Source organism: Cypionkella psychrotolerans, from assembly GCF_001294535.1.
Classification (GTDB): Bacteria; Pseudomonadota; Alphaproteobacteria; order Rhodobacterales; family Rhodobacteraceae; genus Cypionkella; species Cypionkella psychrotolerans.
Map to the genome: position 1 here is coordinate 229,282 of NZ_LGIC01000061.1, position 18,356 is coordinate 247,637.

General features: G+C 60.8%; 19 protein-coding genes. 14 read left to right on the forward strand and 5 right to left on the reverse strand.

All coding sequences use genetic code 11. The features are described from left to right. Window position 1: 1 nt before the first annotated feature. The 6 genes from AKV04_RS12290 to AKV04_RS12315 all read left to right on the forward strand — a co-directional run bounded on the left by AKV04_RS12290 (window position 2) and on the right by AKV04_RS12315 (window position 5,958). Window positions 2–952, forward strand: a complete 951-nt coding sequence (locus AKV04_RS12290; protein ID WP_054006703.1) for an ABC transporter permease — start codon at window positions 2–4, stop codon at window positions 950–952. Next, window positions 936–1,793, forward strand: a complete 858-nt coding sequence (locus AKV04_RS12295; protein ID WP_054006704.1) for an ABC transporter permease — start codon at window positions 936–938, stop codon at window positions 1,791–1,793. Before AKV04_RS12290 ends, AKV04_RS12295 begins: the two co-directional genes overlap by 17 nt. Beyond that, window positions 1,790–2,761 (forward strand): ABC transporter ATP-binding protein, encoded by a 972-nt coding sequence (locus tag AKV04_RS12300; RefSeq protein WP_054006705.1) that lies wholly within the window; start codon window positions 1,790–1,792, stop codon window positions 2,759–2,761. The genes AKV04_RS12295 and AKV04_RS12300 overlap by 4 nt, the downstream gene beginning before the upstream one ends. After that, the gene (locus AKV04_RS12305; RefSeq protein WP_054006706.1) at window positions 2,758–3,735 is read left to right on the forward strand and encodes an ABC transporter ATP-binding protein; all 978 of its coding nucleotides are present in this window, start codon (window positions 2,758–2,760) and stop codon (window positions 3,733–3,735) included. Before AKV04_RS12300 ends, AKV04_RS12305 begins: the two co-directional genes overlap by 4 nt. Further along, window positions 3,732–5,285 (forward strand): ABC transporter substrate-binding protein, encoded by a 1,554-nt coding sequence (locus AKV04_RS12310; protein WP_054006707.1) that lies wholly within the window; start codon window positions 3,732–3,734, stop codon window positions 5,283–5,285. The genes AKV04_RS12305 and AKV04_RS12310 overlap by 4 nt, the downstream gene beginning before the upstream one ends. Before the next feature lie 70 nt (window positions 5,286–5,355). Continuing rightward, window positions 5,356–5,958, forward strand: coding sequence for a TetR family transcriptional regulator C-terminal domain-containing protein (locus tag AKV04_RS12315; RefSeq protein WP_054006708.1), 603 nt, complete (start codon window positions 5,356–5,358; stop codon window positions 5,956–5,958). 14 nt (window positions 5,959–5,972) lie between these two features. On the opposite strand, the gene ubiG is transcribed toward AKV04_RS12315, so the two are convergent. Continuing rightward, window positions 5,973–6,716, reverse strand: a complete 744-nt coding sequence (gene ubiG / locus AKV04_RS12320; RefSeq protein WP_054006709.1) for a bifunctional 2-polyprenyl-6-hydroxyphenol methylase/3-demethylubiquinol 3-O-methyltransferase UbiG — start codon at window positions 6,714–6,716, stop codon at window positions 5,973–5,975. Window positions 6,717–6,776: 60 nt separating this feature from the next. On the opposite strand from ubiG, the gene pip reads away from it, so the two are divergent. From pip to infB, 8 genes are all read left to right on the forward strand, one after another. After that, window positions 6,777–7,769, forward strand: a complete 993-nt coding sequence (pip, locus tag AKV04_RS12325) for a prolyl aminopeptidase (protein WP_054006841.1) — start codon at window positions 6,777–6,779, stop codon at window positions 7,767–7,769. Window positions 7,770–7,841: 72 nt separating this feature from the next. Further along, the gene (locus tag AKV04_RS12330) at window positions 7,842–8,195 is read left to right on the forward strand and encodes a cupin domain-containing protein (protein ID WP_054006710.1); all 354 of its coding nucleotides are present in this window, start codon (window positions 7,842–7,844) and stop codon (window positions 8,193–8,195) included. 68 nt (window positions 8,196–8,263) lie between these two features. Continuing rightward, window positions 8,264–9,250, forward strand: coding sequence for a sodium-dependent bicarbonate transport family permease (locus AKV04_RS12335; RefSeq protein ID WP_054006842.1), 987 nt, complete (start codon window positions 8,264–8,266; stop codon window positions 9,248–9,250). A 3-nt stretch (window positions 9,251–9,253) separates the two neighbouring features. Continuing rightward, window positions 9,254–9,562, forward strand: coding sequence for a P-II family nitrogen regulator (locus tag AKV04_RS12340; protein WP_054006711.1), 309 nt, complete (start codon window positions 9,254–9,256; stop codon window positions 9,560–9,562). Between the two features lie 120 nt (window positions 9,563–9,682). After that, entirely contained in the window at window positions 9,683–10,288 is a 606-nt protein-coding gene (gene rimP / locus AKV04_RS12345; RefSeq protein ID WP_156317508.1) for a ribosome maturation factor RimP, read from the forward strand. A gap of 14 nt (window positions 10,289–10,302) precedes the next feature. Continuing rightward, window positions 10,303–11,913 (forward strand): transcription termination factor NusA, encoded by a 1,611-nt coding sequence (nusA, locus tag AKV04_RS12350; protein ID WP_054006713.1) that lies wholly within the window; start codon window positions 10,303–10,305, stop codon window positions 11,911–11,913. A 21-nt stretch (window positions 11,914–11,934) separates the two neighbouring features. Further along, window positions 11,935–12,570 (forward strand): RNA-binding protein, encoded by a 636-nt coding sequence (locus AKV04_RS12355; RefSeq protein WP_054006714.1) that lies wholly within the window; start codon window positions 11,935–11,937, stop codon window positions 12,568–12,570. Window positions 12,571–12,575: 5 nt separating this feature from the next. Next, a complete protein-coding gene (gene infB, locus AKV04_RS12360; protein WP_054006715.1) occupies window positions 12,576–15,185 on the forward strand; it encodes a translation initiation factor IF-2 in 2,610 nt (869 codons plus the stop codon). Window positions 15,186–15,269: 84 nt separating this feature from the next. Here the strand turns inward: infB and AKV04_RS26680 are convergent, their stop codons facing one another. The 4 genes from AKV04_RS26680 to AKV04_RS12380 all read right to left on the reverse strand — a co-directional run bounded on the left by AKV04_RS26680 (window position 15,270) and on the right by AKV04_RS12380 (window position 18,286). After that, window positions 15,270–15,410 (reverse strand): hypothetical protein, encoded by a 141-nt coding sequence (locus tag AKV04_RS26680; RefSeq protein WP_054006716.1) that lies wholly within the window; start codon window positions 15,408–15,410, stop codon window positions 15,270–15,272. Window positions 15,411–15,522: 112 nt separating this feature from the next. Next, window positions 15,523–15,921, reverse strand: a complete 399-nt coding sequence (locus tag AKV04_RS12370; RefSeq protein ID WP_054006717.1) for a (deoxy)nucleoside triphosphate pyrophosphohydrolase — start codon at window positions 15,919–15,921, stop codon at window positions 15,523–15,525. 73 nt (window positions 15,922–15,994) lie between these two features. Then, entirely contained in the window at window positions 15,995–17,338 is a 1,344-nt protein-coding gene (gene argJ, locus AKV04_RS12375; protein ID WP_054006718.1) for a bifunctional glutamate N-acetyltransferase/amino-acid acetyltransferase ArgJ, read from the reverse strand. A gap of 99 nt (window positions 17,339–17,437) precedes the next feature. Further along, on the reverse strand, window positions 17,438–18,286 hold the full coding sequence (locus AKV04_RS12380; RefSeq protein ID WP_054006719.1) for a peptidylprolyl isomerase: 849 nt from the start codon (window positions 18,284–18,286) through the stop codon (window positions 17,438–17,440). Between the last annotated feature and the right edge of the window lie 70 nt (window positions 18,287–18,356).

Here is an 18,356-nt window from a genome sequence, read left to right on the forward strand (position 1 = left end):
GATGCTGACCTATGCGATCAAACGCATCGCCCTCGCGGTGCTGATCCTTTTTGTGGTCATGCTGGCGATGTATGGCATGGTCTTTCTCGTCCCCGGCGACCCCGCCAGCGTTGCCCTTGGCCCCCGCGCCACCCCTGCGCTAAAGGCCATGCTGACCGAGCGTATGGGCCTAGACCAACCCGTGGCCGTGCAAATCTGGCGCTTCTTTGCCAATGCGGCCCAAGGCGATCTCGGCATCGACGTGTGGTCCAAACGCCCCGTGCTTGACCAAATCTTAGAGGCTTTCCCGCAAACCCTGCTGCTCGGCACCGTCGCCCTCGCTTGGGCGCTGACCCTCGGCATCACACTCGGAGTCCTCGCCGTCGTCTACCGCGGCACCTTCATCGACCGCGCCCTTGGCCTTATCTCGGTCAGCTTCATCTCGGTGCCCTCCTTTGTCGTCGCCATCTACCTGCTGCTGATCTTCGCCGTCTGGCTGCAATGGCTGCCCGCCATCGGCGCGGGCAAGTCGGGCGATATCCCCTCGCAAATCAAAGCCTTGATCCTACCCTCCCTCGCCGTCGGCATCGGCTGGGTCGGCTATCTCGCCCGCATGGTCCGCGCCTCGATGCTGGAAATCATGGCGGCCAACCACATCCGCACCGCCCGCGCCTTTGGCCTGCCCGAGCGTAAAGTCGTCACCCGCTACGCCCTGCGTCTCGCCATCGTCCCCACCATTTCGGTGATCGCCGTCGGCCTTGGCAGCATCCTGTCCAGCGCGGTCTTTGTCGAAACCGTGTTCTCGCGCCCCGGCATCGGCACGCTGATCACAGGCGCGGTGTTCAAACGCAATTACCCCGTGGTGATGGGAACCGTGCTGGTGACAACCGCCTTCTACCTGCTGGTGATCACCTGCGCCGACCTGCTGATCGCCAAGCTAGACCCAAGGGTGCGCGATGCGCTGGCCCGCTAACACCCGCGCGCTGCGCGCCCTGATCCGCGACCCGATGGGGCTGATGGGTCTGATCCTTGTCACCCTGTTCATCCTGATGGCCGTCGCCGCGCCGATCCTCGTCCCCTACGATCCCCTCGCCCTCGAAGTGCGCGCCAAACTGCAATCCCCCAGCCTTGTGCACTGGCTTGGCACCGACCAGTTGGGCCGCGATACCCTATCCCGCATCATCTACGGCGCACGCACCGCCCTGACCATCGCGCTGACCGCCATCGGTCTGGCGGGCAGCATCGGCATCCTGCTGGGCCTGATCGCAGGTTACGGCCCGCGCTGGCTCGACGCTGCCTTGGTGCTGATCTTCGACGCGCTGAACTCCTTACCGATGATGATGTTCGCCCTTGCCATCATCACCGTGCTTGGCCCCGGCACCGGCACGCTGATCCTCGTCGTCGTCCTCGTCTCCATCCCCGGCTACGCCCGCCTGATCCGCGCGCAAACCCTAAGCCTCCGCAGCGCCGATTTCATCGTGGCCGAGCAAGCCATCGGCGCCAGCACCCCCCGCATCCTGCTGATGCACCTGCTGCCCAACGTGTTCGGCCCGCTCTGTATCGTGCTGTCTATGGATATCCCCGTGGTGATCATGCTCGAGGCTGGCCTCAGCTACCTCAACCTCGGCGTCAAACCGCCAACCCCGTCATGGGGCAACATCCTCTATGACGGCTACACCGCCATCCGCACCTCCAGCACCCTTGTGATCGCAGCTGGGGCACCCCTCGTTCTGGCAACGCTCGGCTTCACCTTCCTTGGCGAAGGCCTACGCGACGCGCTAGACCCCCGCTTTGCCACCGCGAGGCCGCGATGACCGATCCTCTGCTCGAAATCGACGCCCTCAGCATCGCCTACCACACCGACCATGGCCGCCTGTCAGCCCTGCGCGGCGCCAGCCTGATCGCCCGCGCCGGAGAAGTCATCGGCATTGTCGGCGAAAGCGGTTGCGGCAAATCCACCTTGGCCGCCAGTGTGATCAACCTGCTGCCCGCCGCCGCAGAAGTCACCAACGGGGCCGTCAGATACAAAGGCCAAGACATCCTGAGCCTTCACCCCGAAGCCCAGCGCGCGCTACGCGGTCAAGACATCGCGATGATCTTCCAAGACCCGATGACCGCCTTCAACCCGGTGCTGACGATGGGCGCGCAACTGGTGGATTTCCAACACGCCGCCCAAATCCCCCGTGCCGAGAAACTAGCCCGCGCCCGCACTCTGCTGGCCCGCGTCGGTATGCCCGACCCCGACCTCACCCTGCGTCGCTACCCACATCAACTGTCGGGCGGGATGCGCCAGCGCGTTGCCATCGCCGCCGCTTTGCTAATGAACCCCACCATTCTCGTCGCCGACGAACCCACCACCGCGCTGGATGTGACGATGGAGGCGCAGATCATCCACCTCCTCCGCGACCTGCGCCGCGACTACCAAGGCGCGATCCTTGTGATCACCCACCACCTTGGCGTCGTCGCCGAACTCTGCGACCGGGTCTATGTGATGTACGCGGGGGAAGTGGTGGAAGAAGCGCTCGTCGATGACCTATTCCACGCCCCCCTCCACCCCTACACAAGCGCCCTGATCGCCTGCGATCCCGGCCACTTCGAACAAGCCACCCCGATCCTGCCCACCATCCCCGGCCGCCTGCCAGACCTGCGCAATCCGCCCATCGGATGCAGCTTTGCCCCCCGCTGCCCCATCGCCAGCGAGATCTGCGCCACCCCACCGCCCCGCATGCAAATCTCGCTCACCCAATCCGCGCTCTGCCACAAAGCCGGGGGGCGCCCATGACCCTGCTCACCGTCCAAAACCTTGCCCTCGACCTGCCCCTGCGCGGTGGCATCCTCTCCGCCCTAAACCCCAAATCGCGCCGCAGCCTGCAAATCTTCGCCGATGTCTCCTTCACCCTGAACCCCGGCGAAACCTTGGGCCTTGTCGGCGAATCGGGTTCCGGCAAAACTACCCTCGCCCGCGCCATCTTGGGCCTGACCCCCACCACCCACGGCACCATCCACTTCGACCAAGCCCAGCGCAGCACCCCCGCAGATTTCACCGCCATGCGCGCCACCACCGCGATGATGTTCCAAGACGCCATCGCCTCGCTCTCCCCCCGCATGACCATCGGCGCGCTTCTGGCGGAACCGCTGACCATCCACGGCCAGCCCGCACCCAAAACCAAAGTCGCCGAGATGCTGGCCCTCGTCGGCCTCCCCCCCGATTTCGCCAACCGCTACCCGCACGAACTCTCTGGCGGCCAAGCCCGCCGCGTTGGCGTCGCCCGCGCGCTGGTGCTGAACCCCAAACTGGTGATCGCGGACGAGCCCACCGCGGGCCTCGACGTCTCGGTCCAAGGGGAAATCCTCAACCTGATGACCGATCTGAAAACCCGCCTAAACCTCAGCTACCTGATCATCAGCCACAACCTTGCGATGGTCCGCCATGTCTCGGACCGGATCGCGGTGATGTATCTGGGCCGCCTTGTCGAAATCGGCCCCACGCGGCAAACTTTCGCCCGCCCCCTGCACCCCTATTCCCAAAGCCTGATCGCCTCCGAACCCCTGCCAGACCCGCGCAAACGCCGCCAAGACCTTGCGATCAAAGGCGAAATCCCCAGCCTGCTCAACCGCCCCAAGGCCTGCGTTTTCCAAGGCCGCTGCCCCCACGTCCAACCGATCTGCCGCACCGATCCCCCAACCCTGCGCGAAATCAGCCCCGCCCGTTTTGTGCGCTGCCACTTCGCCACACCCACAGGAGCCCTATCATGACCCAATGGCGCACCGACCGTCGCGGTTTCCTGCAAACCGCAGGCGCAGCCCTCGCCGCCCTGACCCTGCCCGCCAAATTCGCTTGGGCGGCAGAGGGCGACACCCTGCGCATCCGTGCAGGCGCGGATTTCCAATGCCTCGACCCGAAAGGCATCATCGGCGAACTCGACGAGATCATCCCCCGCTGCACCCAGGTCGCCCTCGTCCGCCTCGGCGACATGCGCGATGGCAACAAATGGCAGCCTTGGGGTGCCGAGAAAATCGACTGGATCGACCCCACCAAAATCGGCTTCACCTTGCGCGAAGGCCTGCAATGGTCGAACGGCTTCGGCCCCGTCACCCCCGAAGACGTCAAATTCTCGTTTGAGCGCATCGCAGGCAGCGATTCCGCCTGGGCCTACCAATTCGAAAAACTCGACCACGTTGAAGTCATCGACACCCGCTCTGGCATCATCCATCTGAAAGAAGCCTTCGCTCCGTTCATGGTGATCGCACTGCCCTATTACGGCGGCAATATCATCTGCAAAGCCGCGACCGAGAAAGTCGGCGGCAGCTACACCACCGAGGCCCCCGCCGAATGCGGCCCCTACCGCTTTGCCGCATGGGAGCAGAACCAGAAAGTCATCCTCAGCGCCAGCCCCGATTGGACAGGTCCGAAGCCTGCCTTCGCCACAGTGGAAATCTACATCGTTACCGACGATCAGGCCGCCCAACTGGCGTTTGAGGCTGATGCTTTCGATTTCACCAAACTCGCGGTCAACGCCACAGCGCAAATCAAAGCGGCAATGCCCGCGAACGCCACCCTGATCGAAGCGCAATCCACCCGCTATTCGTGGCTGGTGATCAACCAGAATGCCGAGCCGCTGAAAGACCTGCGCGTCCGCCAAGCCATCCAATTTGCCTATGACAGCGATGCCGTGCTGTTGGGCGCTTACGACGGTCTTGCGACCCGCTCCACCGGGGTCGTCCCGCCCAAAGGCCCCTTCGCCCGCGCGTCCAACCTGGTCCCCACCCGCGACGTGGAAAAGGCCAAGGCGCTTTTGACCGAGGCTGGCGTGTCTGATCTGACCCTCACCCTTGTGGCCCTGACCGATAGCACCACCCAAGCCATCGCGCAAATCTTCCAGGCCAATATGGCAGAGGCCGGCATCACCATTGAAATCCAGCCTACCGAGGACGCCGCCTATTGGTCCGCAGGCGACAAGACCGCGGGCGACGGTTACAAATCCTTGGAACTGGCGCTGATGAACTTCGCGGGCGGCATTGATCCCACCGAAAACCTCGTTTGGTTCCGCCCTGATCAGATCGGCGTCTACAACTGGGCGTTCTTCGATAGCGCCGAGTTTGAATCCCTCTATCTACAAGGCCTGACCGAACAGGATGAGGCCAAGCGCAAAGCAATATTCAACAAGATGGAGGATTTGATGGAAGCCTCGGGCGATTTCATCTTCATCTGTTTCGAGCCTTACATCGCCATCCATCACAGCACTATCAAACCGGTGATCATGGCCGATGGTCATCCTGACCCGGTGATGTTTACCAAGGCTTGATCCCTGCTGCCCAATCAGCGACACATCCGGGCCGGGATAGCTTGGCCCGGCCCTTCAACAAAGGCGCGCGATGACCACCGCCACAGCCCCCAAATACACCCGCCTGACCTCGGCAGAACGCTCTGCCAGTTTGATTCAGGCCAGTCTGGCCTGCCTTGCGCGCGGCGGCATCCTTGAATTCACCATCGACAACATCTGCAACGAGGCAGGCGTGTCGCGCGGCCTGATCACCCATCACTTCAAATCGAAAGACGGCCTCTTGGTCGCCGTCTACCGCACGATGTATGAACGCCTGCACTCGGGGCTAGAAACGCCCAATCCGAAGAAATCGCGGCTTCTGGCCATCATCGACGCCATGTTCGCGCCCGAGTTTTTCAGCCGCGAAGAATTGAACATCTGGCTCGCCCTATGGTCAGAAATCGTCAACAACCCGGCTCTGAAACGCGAACACCGTCGCCAATACACCCGCTATCGGCGCGATCTGGAAATGGCGCTGGCCGAGGTTGCCACCGCGCGCGGCCTGAATGTCGATGTAAAATCACTCGCGCAAATGCTGATCGCGTTGGTGGATGGCTTGGGACTGGAGCGTTGCATCGAGCCGAAACTGCTCTCTCCCAAAGCCGCCAAGCAGATCTGCGTCTCCACCTTGGAATTGGCTTTGGGGCCGCTGTAACCTGCGCATTGCGATTACCCGCGCTTCACGCTGGCGGTCACATAGTTGCAGGACAAATCCCGCGCGGAGGTTGACCATTTCCAACTGACCGGATTGAACACCATGCCTTTGCGATCCACTGGCTCCAGTCCGGCCTTGCGGATCAGATCGTAAAGCTCGTCCGGCGTGATGAACTTCGCCCAGTCATGCGTGCCTTTCGGCAGCCAGCGCATCACCCATTCCGCGCCGACAATCGCCATCACAAAGCTTTTCGTATTGCGGTTCAGGGTCGAACAAAGCATCAGACCCCCCGGTTTCAGCAACTGCTGGCACGCCGTCAGATAGCCCTGCGGATCAGCGACATGCTCCACCACTTCCATGTTGAGAACCACATCAAACTGTTCGCCGGCGGCGGCCAAATTCTCGGCAGTCGTATGGCGGTAATCAATCGTCAGCCCCGATTGCGCCGCATGAACCTGTGCCACCGGAATGTTGCGCGGCGCCGCATCCGCCCCCACCACATCCGCCCCCAGCCGCGCCATCGGTTCCGACAATAGGCCGCCGCCGCAGCCAATATCAAGGACTCGCAGGCCCTTAAACGGCATAGCCTGCGTCAGATCGCGGTCAAACTCAGCAGCGATCTGCGCCGTGATATAATCCAACCGACACGGGTTCATCAGATGCAACGGCTTGAACTTGCCTTCAGTATCCCACCATTCTGCGGCCATCGCTTCAAACTTGGCGACTTCGGCGGGGTCAATCGTGTTGGTCTGGCTCATCGGAACTCCTTGCACGCCGGGCGGTGGTGGCGCAGTCTAGGGGCACTATATAGGATGAATATGGACCACAGATCAGGGCAAAAGCGCGCGCACGACTATCTTTACCCGCAGGTCGAACCGTTCGATCAGCGCGTGCTGGATATGAGCGACGGTCATCGGATTTATGTCGAGCAATGCGGGTGCCCGGATGGCATCCCGGTGCTGGTGCTGCATGGCGGGCCGGGAGGGGGCTGCAGCCCGGCGATGCGGCGGTATTTTGATCCCTCGGTGTATCGGGTGATCCTGTTCGATCAACGCGGTTGTGGGCGTTCGCGGCCCCATGCCTCGGTCGAGGATAACACGACGTGGCATCTGGTCCGCGATATTGAGGCGATCCGTGCCGCGCTTGAGGTGGACCAATTCATCCTGTTCGGCGGCAGCTGGGGCGCGACTTTGGCGCTGATCTATGCAATCTCGCATCCCGACCGGGTGCGGCATCTGGTGCTGCGGGGGGTGTTTCTGGCGACGCGGGCCGAGTTGGACTGGTTCTACGGCGGCGGCGCGGGGGCGTTTTATCCCGATCTGTGGGCGCGGTTTCTGGCACCGATTCCGCTGGAGGAGCAGGACGATCTGATCGCGGCCTACAATCGCAGGCTTTTCAGCGGCAATCTGATGGTGGAGACTCAGGTCGCGCGGATCTGGGCGGGGTGGGAGAATGCCCTCGCTTCCGTATCGTCAGAGGGGTTCATGGGTGGCGACGGCCCCGCAGATTATGCGCGGGCTTTCGCGCGGCTGGAGAACCATTATTTCGTCAACGCGGCCTTCTTGGAATCCGACGGCTGGATCCTGCAAAACCGGCACAAGATTGCCCATATCGGCGCGGATATTGTGCAGGGGCGGTTTGATATGATCTGCCCGCCTATCTCGGCCAGCAAGCTGGCGGATGGCTGGGATAAGGCACGGTTGAAGGTGGTGCCGATGGCGGGCCATGCGCTGTCAGAGCCGGGGATTTCCGAGGCTTTGGTGGCGGCGATGGATGCTTTGCGGGAGCGGTCCCAACTCGGGACCAAATAGAACCCTTGTAAATCAACGTCTTGACCTTGTCGCGTTAAGACACTTTTAACACTTTCCCTCAATGAGGCCCTTATGATCGACTTTTGCGCTTTCCTCGCGCTTGCCAACACTCCGCTGGGAACCTTCGCGCCCAAACCCACCAGCTTTGAAGGCGACCAGCAGGAAGCCTCGACAGCGCTGTTCACTTCCGCCGATGGCCGGGTCGAAATCGGCATCTGGGAGTGCTCACCGGGCCGCTTTACGGCAGACCGCAGCGCGTCGTCCGAGTTCTGCCATTTCATCAGTGGCAAGATCGAAATGACCCATGCAGATGGCAGCAAAGTCCAGCTTGGCCCAGGCGACGCGATTGCTCTGCCGTTGGGCTGGAAAGGCGAATGGCGGGTGATTGAGCAGGTGCGGAAGCTGTATGTCATCACGCAATCGTGAGTTTTTGGCTGCAAACGCCTTGAAACGCTAACATCTGCCCATACATCCGAAAAAATCGGGGGATGCATATGGGCGAATTGCTAAGTCTGGCAGGACAAAATCTGCTGACCCCAATGATTTTGAGCTTTGCGCTTGGACTGTTTGCCGCCATCGCGCGATCAGAGCTTTCGGTGCCCGAAGCGGCGGCGAAGATGATGTCGATTTACCTGCTGTTTGCCATCGGGTTCAAAGGCGGTGTTGCGGTTGCAGGTCATGGGCTTGACGAGCATCTGATTGCCGCGATGTTGGGTGGAATTGCGCTTTCGTTCCTGATTCCGCTTCTGGCCTTTGGCTTGCTGCGTGCGATGACACGCCTGTCGCCGTTGGATGCGGCAGCGGTTGCAGCGCATTACGGTTCCATATCCATTGTCACATTCGTAACCGCCAGTACGGTGCTGTCGGCGCAGGGGATCGCCTCGGAGGGGTATATGGTGGCGGTGGCCGCCGCGATGGAAGCGCCGGCCATTGTTTCGGCGATATGGCTGGCTGCGCGCAGTGGCGGCAGGACAGGTCAAGTGCAAATGGATGCCCGGCTTTGGCATGAAATCCTACTGAATGGGTCCATCGTGCTTTTGGTAGGGGCGTTTCTGATCGGCGCTGTTACGGGCGAAGCTGGCTTGGCGCGGATTGATGCGTTTGTCGTGGCCCCATTTCAGGGCGTGCTGTGTCTCTTCTTGCTGGATATGGGCATTGTGGCTGGGCGCGGGTTGCGCACGGCGCGCAAGGTGATCAGCCTTGGCGTGCTGAGTTTTGGCATCATGATGCCAATTTTGGGCGCGACCTTGGGGCTGGGCGTAGCCTTGCTGATCGGGCTAAGCGCCGGGGGTGCGGCGTTGATGATGACGCTTGCGGCCTCTGCCAGTTATATCGCCGTGCCCGCAGCGATGCGGGTGGCGCTGCCTGCCGCTAACCCGTCCATTTCACTCACGCTGGCACTGGGCATTACCTTTCCTTTCAACCTGACCTTTGGCATCCCCGCCTATACGGCCGTGGCGCAAGCCCTGATCGGAGAGTGACCCATGCAGACGCATAGTGCCAAACGCGTAGAAATCCTGATTGAAGCACCGTTAGAGTTGCGCCTGACTGACGCGCTGGAGGCGGCTGGGATAAAAGGCTTCTCCGTTTTGCCTGTGTTGGGCGGCGCAGGCAGATCCGGTAGATGGAGCCGCGAGGGCCAGGTCGGTCGCACGGGGATGGTTGCGATAATCTGCGTGATTCGCCCCGAACGGCTAGATACCCTGCTAGAGGCGGCGTTTGCGGTGGTAAAGCCGCATATCGGCATGGTTTCCATAGGCGATGTACAGGTCTTGCGCGCCGAACGGTTCTAGCCTTGCAAACCGCAGGGGATCGGCCTATATCCCCTGTAACAGCTGCTTCCGGGTCCAAACCTGAAGCTACCGATCGTCACACGCGGGCCTGTTGGCCCGTTTTTTTGTTTTTGGAACATCATGTCTGATCTGATTGCCAAAACCGCTATGGATCGCCGCTTGGCCGATATCGTCACTCCGGTGATTGAGGGGCTTGGCTTTGAACTGGTGCGGATTCGTTTGATGGGCGGGGCGACCCGCACGTTGCAAATCATGGCCGACCGTCCTGAGGGCGGGATTGAGGTCGATGATTGCGGGGAAATTTCCACTGCGGTTTCGGCTGTGCTGGACGTGGAAGACCCGATTGAGGAGAACTTCGTGTTGGAAGTGTCCTCGCCGGGGATTGACCGCCCGCTGACCCGTCTTAAAGATTTTGAGATGTGGAAGGGCTGGGAAACCCGCGTCGAGACCACCGAACTGATCGACGGCCGCCGCCGCTTCAAGGGCACCTTGGCAGGCGTTGAGGGCGAGGAAGTGCTGATCGAGATTGAAGAACCAACGGGCGTTGTCACCATCGGTTTGCAGTTTGAATGGCTGGCCGATGCCAAGCTGATCCTGACTGATGAGTTGATCACCGAAATGCTGCGGCAGAAGAAAGCCAGCGGCGTGATCGACGAATCAGCCTTTGACGAGATTGAAACATCTGAGGGCGACGAAGAAGACGCTCCAGAACCCACCAAACACTAAGCGGGAGAATTCCGATGGCGATTACCTCTGCCAACCAGCTTGAGCTTTTGCAAACCGCCGAAGCGGTGGCGCGCGAAAAGATGATCGAGCCCGAGCTGGTCATTCAGGCGATGGAAGACAGCCTCGCCCGTGCGGCCAAGTCGCGCTACGGCGCGGATATGGACATCCGGGTGAAAATCGACCGCAAGACCGGGCGCGCGACCTTTGCGCGTATTCGGACGGTGGTTGAGGATGATGGCGTCGAGAATCACCACGCTCAGTTGACGGTGAAGCAGGCGAAGGATCACCTGAAAGACCCGCAGATCGGTGACGAGATCATCGACGAAGTGCCGCCCGTTGATCTGGGCCGGATCGCGGCGCAATCGGCCAAGCAGGTGATCTTGCAGAAGGTCCGCGAAGCCGAGCGTGACCGTCAGTATGAAGAATTCAAAGACCGCAAGGGCACGATCATCAACGGTCAGGTCAAGCGCGAGGAATACGGCAATATCATCGTCGATATTGGCCGGGGCGAAGCGATTTTGCGCCGCAATGAGAAAATCGGACGCGAGTCGTATCGCCCGAACGACCGGATTCGCTGCTACATCAAGGACGTGCGCCGCGAAGCGCGTGGGCCGCAGGTGTTCCTAAGCCGGACCGACCCGCAGTTCATGGCGGAACTGTTCAAGATGGAAGTGCCAGAGATTTACGATGGCATTATCGAGATCAAAGCCGTGGCGCGGGATCCGGGCTCACGCGCGAAGATCGCGGTGATTTCCTATGACAACTCGATTGACCCAGTTGGGGCTTGCGTCGGTATGCGCGGCAGCCGGGTGCAGGCGGTTGTGAACGAATTGCAGGGCGAGAAGATCGACATCATTCCGTGGAATGCGGATCAGGCGACCTTTTTGGTGAACGCATTGCAGCCGGCAGAAGTTTCCAAGGTTGTGATCGACGATGATGCCGGCAAGATCGAAGTCGTGGTGCCGGATGAGCAGCTGTCGCTGGCGATTGGTCGCCGCGGTCAGAACGTGCGTCTGGCCAGCCAGTTGACCGGCTTGGACATTGATATCGTGACGGAATCTGACGAATCCGCACGCCGTCAGGCTGAATTCGCTGAACGCACCAAACTGTTCATGGAATCGTTGGATATCGACGAGATGATGGCGCAGTTGCTGGTGTCGGAAGGCTTCGCGAACCTCGAAGAAGTCGCTTACGTCGAAGCGGACGAGTTGCTGTCGATTGACGGCTTCGACGAAGGCACGGCGGGCGAGTTGCAGGCGCGGGCACGGGATTATCTGGAAGCGGTCAACACCAAGGCTATGGAAGCTGCACGGGCGTTGGGCGTTGAGGACTCACTGGTTGAATTTGAGGGGCTTACTCCCCAAATGCTGGAAGCGCTGGCGAAAGACGGCATCAAGACGCTGGAAGACTTCGCGACTTGTGCCGACTGGGAACTGGCTGGTGGTTGGACCACGGAAAATGGTCAGCGCAAGAAGGATGAGGGCGTTCTGGAGAAGTTTGACGTTTCGCTGGAAGAGGCGCAGACTTTGGTGATGACCGCCCGCGTTATGCTGGGCTGGGTCGATCCGACTGAACTGGCCTCGGCCACGGAAGAGGTCGACGAAGACGCGGAGGCCGAGGCCTGATTTAGGCCTCGGGGGAATACCGTGACGCGCGGTGGCCGGGAAAATCTGCAAGACGACCCGGAACGCAAGTGCATTGCGACCGGGGAAAGCCAGCCGAAAGCGGGTCTGATTCGCTTTTGTCTGGGGCCGGAAGATCTGATCGTGCCGGATATTCTGGCACGGTTGCCGGGCCGGGGATTCTATGTCTCGGCAGACCGGGCGGCGATTGAGAAGGCGGCGAAGAAGGGTTTGTTCTCTCGCGCCGCGCGCCAGCCGGTCAAGGTGCCGGATAATCTGGCCGATCTGGTGGAAACGCTGCTGTTGCGGCGGGTGGTTGATCTGATCAGTTTGGCCCGCAAAGCCAGCGGGGCCGTGATGGGCTATGAGAAGGTCAAGGAATGGCTGCAAAAGGACAAGGTGCGGGTGCTTTTGCAAGCCGCCGACGGGTCTGAACGCGGTAAGACAAAGTTGCGCGCGCCGGATGGCGAGGGGTCGTATATCGGCTTTTTGTCAGCGGAGGAATTGGGTTTGGCTTTCGGGCGCGAACGTGCGATACACGCCGCGCTTGGCGCTGGTGGACTCACGACGCGTGTTGTAGAGGAAGCGGCAAGGCTGGCTGGGTTGCGTGGGCAAACCGTTCAGCAGGATGGCGACGAGATCGCCTTGAAGGATACGTAGGACGCATGAGCGATACAGACGGCAAAAAACCCCTCGGCCTGGGTGGCGCACCTCGTTCCGGTCAGGTGAAGCAAAGCTTCTCCCATGGCCGCACGAAAAGCGTTGTGGTCGAGACGAAGCGCAAGCGCGTGGTCGTGCCAGTGGCAGCGGCCAAACCGGGCACGCCCGGCGCTGCGGCTGCGGCGGGGTCTGCATCACATCTGGGCGATCCGTCGAAGCGCCCCGCTGGCATTTCCGATGCCGAAATGGAACGCCGTCTGGCGGCCTTGCGCGTCGCCAAAGCGCGCGAAGCCGAAGACAACGCGCGCCGGGCCGAAGATGACAAGGCGCGTGACGAAGAACGCGCCCGCAAACGCCAAGAGGCTGAGGCCAAGGACCGCGAAGAACGCGAGCGTCTGGCTGCAGCGAAAGCCAAGGCGGATGAAGAAGAACGCCTGCGCGCCGAAGCCGCGGCGGAGGCCGTTGCGAAAGCTGCCGCCCGCAAGGCTGATGTGCTTGGCACCTCGCGTCGTCAGCCCGTGGCTGAAAAGCCTGCCGAGGCCGCAGCGTCGACAGCGCGTGGCGAACGTGCTGATCGCAATGCGCCCGCTGCACCGCCGTCCGCTGCCGAGACTGCTGCCCGTGCTCCGATGGGGGCCAAGCCCGCATTGGCGGTTCGCAAGGTGGATCGCGACCGTGAAGAACGCGAGCGTAACGCCAAGGCCAAGACCGATGACGGTCGCCGCACCGGCAAGTTGACGCTGAATGATGCGCTCGCGGGCGAGGGCGGTCGTACCCGCTCGATGGCCGCGATGAAGCGCAAGCAAGAAAAAGCCCGCCAAAAGGCGCTGGGAATCGGCAAGCCCGAGAAGCAATTCCGCGACGTGCAGTTGCCGGAAACCATCACGGTTTCTGAACTGGCAAACCGGATGACCGAACGTGCTGCGGATGTTGTCAAAAGCCTGATGAAAATGGGCATGATGGTGACGATGAACCAAGCCATCGACGCCGATACCGCTGAACTTGTGATCGAAGAATTCGGCCACAAAGCGGTGCGCGTGTCGGATGCTGACGTGGAACAGGCGATTGAGCTGGTTGCAGATGCCGAAGGCACCCGGATCACCCGGCCGCCGATTGTCACCATTATGGGTCACGTTGACCACGGCAAAACCTCGCTGCTGGATGCGATCCGCAAAGCGAATGTGGTGTCTGGCGAGGCCGGTGGCATCACCCAGCACATCGGCGCCTATCAGGTGACGACCGAAAAGGGTCAGGTTCTGACCTTCCTCGACACGCCCGGTCACGCTGCCTTTACCTCGATGCGGTCGCGCGGGGCTCAGGTGACGGATATTGTTGTGCTGGTGGTGGCGGCGGATGACGCCGTCATGCCGCAAACGATTGAAGCGATTGCCCATGCGAAAGCGGCGAAAGTGCCGATGATCGTGGCGATCAACAAAGTCGACAAATACGGCGCCGACCCGACCAAGGTGCGCACCGATCTGTTGCAACACGAGATTGTGGTGGAACAGATGTCGGGCGACGTGCAGGACGTTGAAGTTTCGGCCAAGACCGGCCAAGGCATCGACGAATTGCTGGAAGCCATTGCTCTGCAAGCGGAAATTCTGGAACTGCGCGCCAACCCGAACCGGGCTGCAGCGGGTGCTGTGATTGAAGCGAAACTTGACGTTGGCCGTGGCCCGATTGCGACGGTTCTGGTGCAAAACGGCACCCTGCGCAAAGGCGACATCTTTGTCGTCGGCGAACAGTGGGGCAAGGTGCGTGCGCTGATCAACGACAAGGGCGAGCGGATTGACGAAGCTGGTCCCTCGGTTCCGGTCGAAGTTTTGGGCCTGTCGGGGACGCCCTCGGCTGGTGACACGCTGAACGTGGTGGAAACCGAAGCGCAAGCGCGGGAAATCGCGGACTACCGTTTGAAAACCGCCAAGGACAAACGCGCGGCGGCTGGTGCTGCGACGACGCTGGAACAGTTGATGGCGAAAGCCAAGGCAGATCAGTCGGTTGCTGAACTTCCGGTGCTGGTGAAGGCTGACGTGCAGGGTTCTGCCGAAGCCATCGTGCAAGCGCTTGAAAAGGTTGGCAACGACGAGGTGCGTGTCCGCGTGCTGTCTTATGGCGTCGGTGCTATCACCGATACCGACGTGATGTTGGCGGAAGCGTCGAAATGTCCGATCATCGGGTTTAACGTCCGGGCGAATGCCTCGGCGCGGAACTCGGCGCATCAGAAGGGCGTGGAAATCCGCTATTACTCGATCATTTATGATCTGGTGGATGACATCAAGGCGGCGGCTTCGGGCTTGTTGAAGGCCGAGATCCGCGAAACCTTCATCGGTTATGCGACGATCAAAGAGGTGTTCAAGGTTACGGGCATCGGTCAGGTGGCTGGCTGCTTGGTCACCGAAGGCGTAGCGCGTCGTTCGGCGGGCGTGCGCTTGCTGCGGGATAACGTGGTGATCCATGAAGGCACGCTGAAGACGCTGAAGCGCTTCAAGGACGAGGTGAAGGAAGTCATCTCGGGTCAGGAATGCGGTATGGCGTTTGAACGCTATGACGATGTGCGCGCAGGCGATGTCATCGAGATCTTTGAGCGCGAAGAAATTCAGCGCACTTTGGCCTAATTATCGGTTCCCCGGCAACGGGGGCCTATTCCAAATAGAAAAGGCCGGGGAAACCCGGCCTTTTTCTTTATTCTGATGGTGGATTTAAGAGGCTTTGGCGCGGGTGACTGGATACCCTACGAAGGTTTTTTCATCAACCTTCACCATGATCTTGCCATCGGCCATCTGGCCCACCAACAAGCCTTGAATAGAAACGCAACTTCCAACAGAAATCGTTCGTAGCATGTGCCAATCCCCCAATCAGCGGTTATTTGCTCAAGACTATGGGTGATTCGTTTAAATTCCCACTACAATTTCGCCACATTCGCGGAAAAGTTGTGGAATTTTAGGGCGGTTTCTAAAGCCAATCCCGCAGAATCGGGATCAGCGGCAGATCGGCAGCGGGCATCGGGTAGTCGCGCAGGTTTTGCGGGCGCACCCAAGCGAGGTTCTGGCCTTCCTGCGGGGCGGGGATACCCTCCCAACGGCGGCAGGCGAACAGGGGCATCAGCAAGTGGAAGTCGTCGTAGCTGTGGCTGGCGAAGGTCAGGGGTGCGAGGCAGCTTTTCCAGGTGTCGATGCCGAGTTCTTCTTTCAACTCGCGGATCAGAGCGGCTTCGGGGGTTTCTCCGACTTCGACCTTGCCGCCGGGGAACTCCCACAGGCCCGCGAGGGATTTGCCCTCGGGACGTTGGGCCAAGAGGACGCGGCCTTCGGGGTCGATCAAAGCGACGGCGGAGACGAGGAGGGTTTTCATAGGGTCGCTCCGTTGGAACGGAGGAACCGGGGGCCAGCCCCCGGACCCCCGGAATATTTAAGCCAATGTGAAATCAGGAGCGGTAATCAGCGTTGATTTCGATGTAGCGGTTGGTCAGATCGCAGGTCCAGACCGAGCGTTTGGACTTGCCCAAGCCCATATCGACGGCGATCACCAGATCGGATTGCAGCATGTAGGCCGCACCGTCTTCCTCGCGGTAGTCAGGGTTGCGCCAACCGTTTTCGGCCACAAGAATGTCTCCGAAACGGATGCTCAGCTTGTCACGATCCGCCTCCGCGCCCGCCTTACCGATGGCGGCGACAATGCGACCCCAGTTCGGGTCTTGCCCTGCAATGGCGGTTTTCACGAGGGGAGAGTTGGCGATGGCCATGGCGAGTTTGTGGGCGTCGGCATTGGAGGCAGCACCCGTGATGCGGACCTCAACAAATTTGGTCGCGCCCTCGCCGTCGCGGATCACTTGGTGGGCGAGGTCCATCATCACGCCACGCAGAGCGGTCTCGAAGGCTTTCAGGTGAACGCCCTTCAGTTCGGCGGCTTCGGATTTGCCTGTTGCGGCAAGCAGCAAGGTGTCGGAGGTTGAGGTATCGCTATCGACCGTGATCGCGTTGAACGTGTCGTCGGTGTTGCGCGACAGCAGTTTTTGCAGGTTGGTGGCGCTGATTTTGGCGTCGGTAAAGATATAGACCAGCATCGTCGCCATATCCGGCGCGATCATGCCCGAGCCTTTGGCGATGCCCGCGATCTGGATCAGCCCGCCGTCGCCTTGCACGGTGGCGGAGGCACCTTTCGGGAAGGTATCGGTGGTCATCATCGCATGGGCGGCCATCTCGATGGCGTCTTCGCGTAGGTTGGCGGCGAGTTCGGCGGTTTTATTGGTGATTTTCTCGAACGGCAAAGGCTCGCCAATCACACCCGTCGAGGACGAGAACACGCGCGCTGCGGGGATGCCCAAGGCGTCGGCCACGCCGATGGTCACGGCGGCGACGGCTTCGTCACCGACGCGGCCCGTGAAGGCGTTGGAGTTGCCGGAGTTCACCACGATAGCTGCACCTGCATCCGCGGGGACTTTCAGCGCCAGTTTCGCCTGGCAATCGCGCACGCAGGCCGAGCGGGTGGAGGACCGGGTGAACACCCCGGCGATCGCAGTGCCGGGGGCCAAACGGACCAGCATCACATCCTTGCGGTTTTGGTATTTGATGCCTGCCTCAACGGCGGCAAATTCCACGCCTGCGATCTGCGGCAGGGTTGGGAAGGCAGCGGGGGCGAGGGGCGAGACGAGCTTGGCCTTCTTGACCTTTGCCTCGCCTGCGGGCGTTGTTACTTCGGGCGCGGCGGTTGCGGCTTTCAGCTTGGCCTTCAAGGACTTGACCTTCGCTTTCAACTCTTTCTTCGCCATGCTGGCCCCCGTTTAACTATGTTGTTTATCTGAAATCGGCGCGCAAACCGCCGAGGTCTGCGCGCCGATCATTAGCGCTTTAGCAAGGCTGCGTAACTGTTATTTATCAAGCAGCGTGGCGTCGCCGAGGAACTTCGGATCGACGCCTTCACCGGGTTTCTCAACTTTGGCGGCTTCGGTCAGGGTTTTGATGTGATCCTCGACCACCTTCTGCTCGATGCCCTGCGCCAATTCATCGCGCATCTCATCAAGGGTCGGCTTGGCGGCCACACGGGTTTCGCTGACCAAGATCAGGTGCCAGCCGAAATCGGATTTGATCGGGCCGGTGACTTCGCCCACTTTGGCGGCCACGACGGCATCTTCAAACGGCTTGACCATCGCGCCCAGACCGAACCAACCGAGATCACCACCCTGCGCGCCCGAACCGGTATCGGTCGAATTGGCCTTGGCGAGATCGGCGAAAACAGCGCCTTTTGCCAGTTCGGCCTTCAACTCATTGGCCTTTTCCTCGCTATCCACAAGGATGTGGGCGGCGTGATATTCGGTGGCGGGCTTGGCGTCTTTAAACTTGTCGTCATAGGCCTTTTGCAGCGCGGCATCGCTGACAGCGGCGGTCACAACCGGCTTCAAAGCAGCGTTGGACAGATAACTGCGGCGATCATTTTCCAGTTGCAGCGTGTCTTTTTTGGTCAGCTTGTCGCCCATCGACTGTTCCAGCACGGTTTGCTGAACCAGCTGATCCAAGATGCCTTTGAACAGCACATCCGGCGGCAAGGATTTATACTGATCCGGCAGGCTTTCGCGCGCCACGATCATATTGCCCAAGGTGATGTTGGTGCCGTTCACCGTAGCGATCACCGTATCGGCGGTCGGGTCTTGCGCCAAAGCCGGGGTTGCAAGGGCGCAGCACAGTGCCATCCCTGCCATAAACCGCATCGCTTTTGCCATCTCACACTCTCCTGATCGGTCCGCAACCCTGCGCGACGTTGACTATGCCGGGTCATACAATTACATCGCA

Excerpts from the sequence above, each read along its gene's own strand:
- AKV04_RS12290 (WP_054006703.1), top strand. The coding sequence starts at position 2 with ATGCTGACCTATGCGATCAAACGCATCGCCCTCGCGGTGCTGATCCTT.
- AKV04_RS12295 (WP_054006704.1), top strand. The coding sequence starts at position 936 with ATGCGCTGGCCCGCTAACACCCGCGCGCTGCGCGCCCTGATCCGCGAC.
- AKV04_RS12300 (WP_054006705.1), top strand. The coding sequence starts at position 1,790 with ATGACCGATCCTCTGCTCGAAATCGACGCCCTCAGCATCGCCTACCAC.
- AKV04_RS12305 (WP_054006706.1), top strand. The coding sequence starts at position 2,758 with ATGACCCTGCTCACCGTCCAAAACCTTGCCCTCGACCTGCCCCTGCGC.
- AKV04_RS12310 (WP_054006707.1), top strand. The coding sequence starts at position 3,732 with ATGACCCAATGGCGCACCGACCGTCGCGGTTTCCTGCAAACCGCAGGC.
- AKV04_RS12315 (WP_054006708.1), top strand. The coding sequence starts at position 5,356 with ATGACCACCGCCACAGCCCCCAAATACACCCGCCTGACCTCGGCAGAA.
- ubiG (WP_054006709.1), bottom strand. The coding sequence starts at position 6,716 with ATGAGCCAGACCAACACGATTGACCCCGCCGAAGTCGCCAAGTTTGAA.
- pip (WP_054006841.1), top strand. The coding sequence starts at position 6,777 with ATGGACCACAGATCAGGGCAAAAGCGCGCGCACGACTATCTTTACCCG.
- AKV04_RS12330 (WP_054006710.1), top strand. The coding sequence starts at position 7,842 with ATGATCGACTTTTGCGCTTTCCTCGCGCTTGCCAACACTCCGCTGGGA.
- AKV04_RS12335 (WP_054006842.1), top strand. The coding sequence starts at position 8,264 with ATGGGCGAATTGCTAAGTCTGGCAGGACAAAATCTGCTGACCCCAATG.
- AKV04_RS12340 (WP_054006711.1), top strand. The coding sequence starts at position 9,254 with ATGCAGACGCATAGTGCCAAACGCGTAGAAATCCTGATTGAAGCACCG.
- rimP (WP_156317508.1), top strand. The coding sequence starts at position 9,683 with ATGTCTGATCTGATTGCCAAAACCGCTATGGATCGCCGCTTGGCCGAT.
- nusA (WP_054006713.1), top strand. The coding sequence starts at position 10,303 with ATGGCGATTACCTCTGCCAACCAGCTTGAGCTTTTGCAAACCGCCGAA.
- infB (WP_054006715.1), top strand. The coding sequence starts at position 12,576 with ATGAGCGATACAGACGGCAAAAAACCCCTCGGCCTGGGTGGCGCACCT.
- AKV04_RS26680 (WP_054006716.1), bottom strand. The coding sequence starts at position 15,410 with ATGCTACGAACGATTTCTGTTGGAAGTTGCGTTTCTATTCAAGGCTTG.
- AKV04_RS12370 (WP_054006717.1), bottom strand. The coding sequence starts at position 15,921 with ATGAAAACCCTCCTCGTCTCCGCCGTCGCTTTGATCGACCCCGAAGGC.
- argJ (WP_054006718.1), bottom strand. The coding sequence starts at position 17,338 with ATGGCGAAGAAAGAGTTGAAAGCGAAGGTCAAGTCCTTGAAGGCCAAG.
- AKV04_RS12380 (WP_054006719.1), bottom strand. The coding sequence starts at position 18,286 with ATGGCAAAAGCGATGCGGTTTATGGCAGGGATGGCACTGTGCTGCGCC.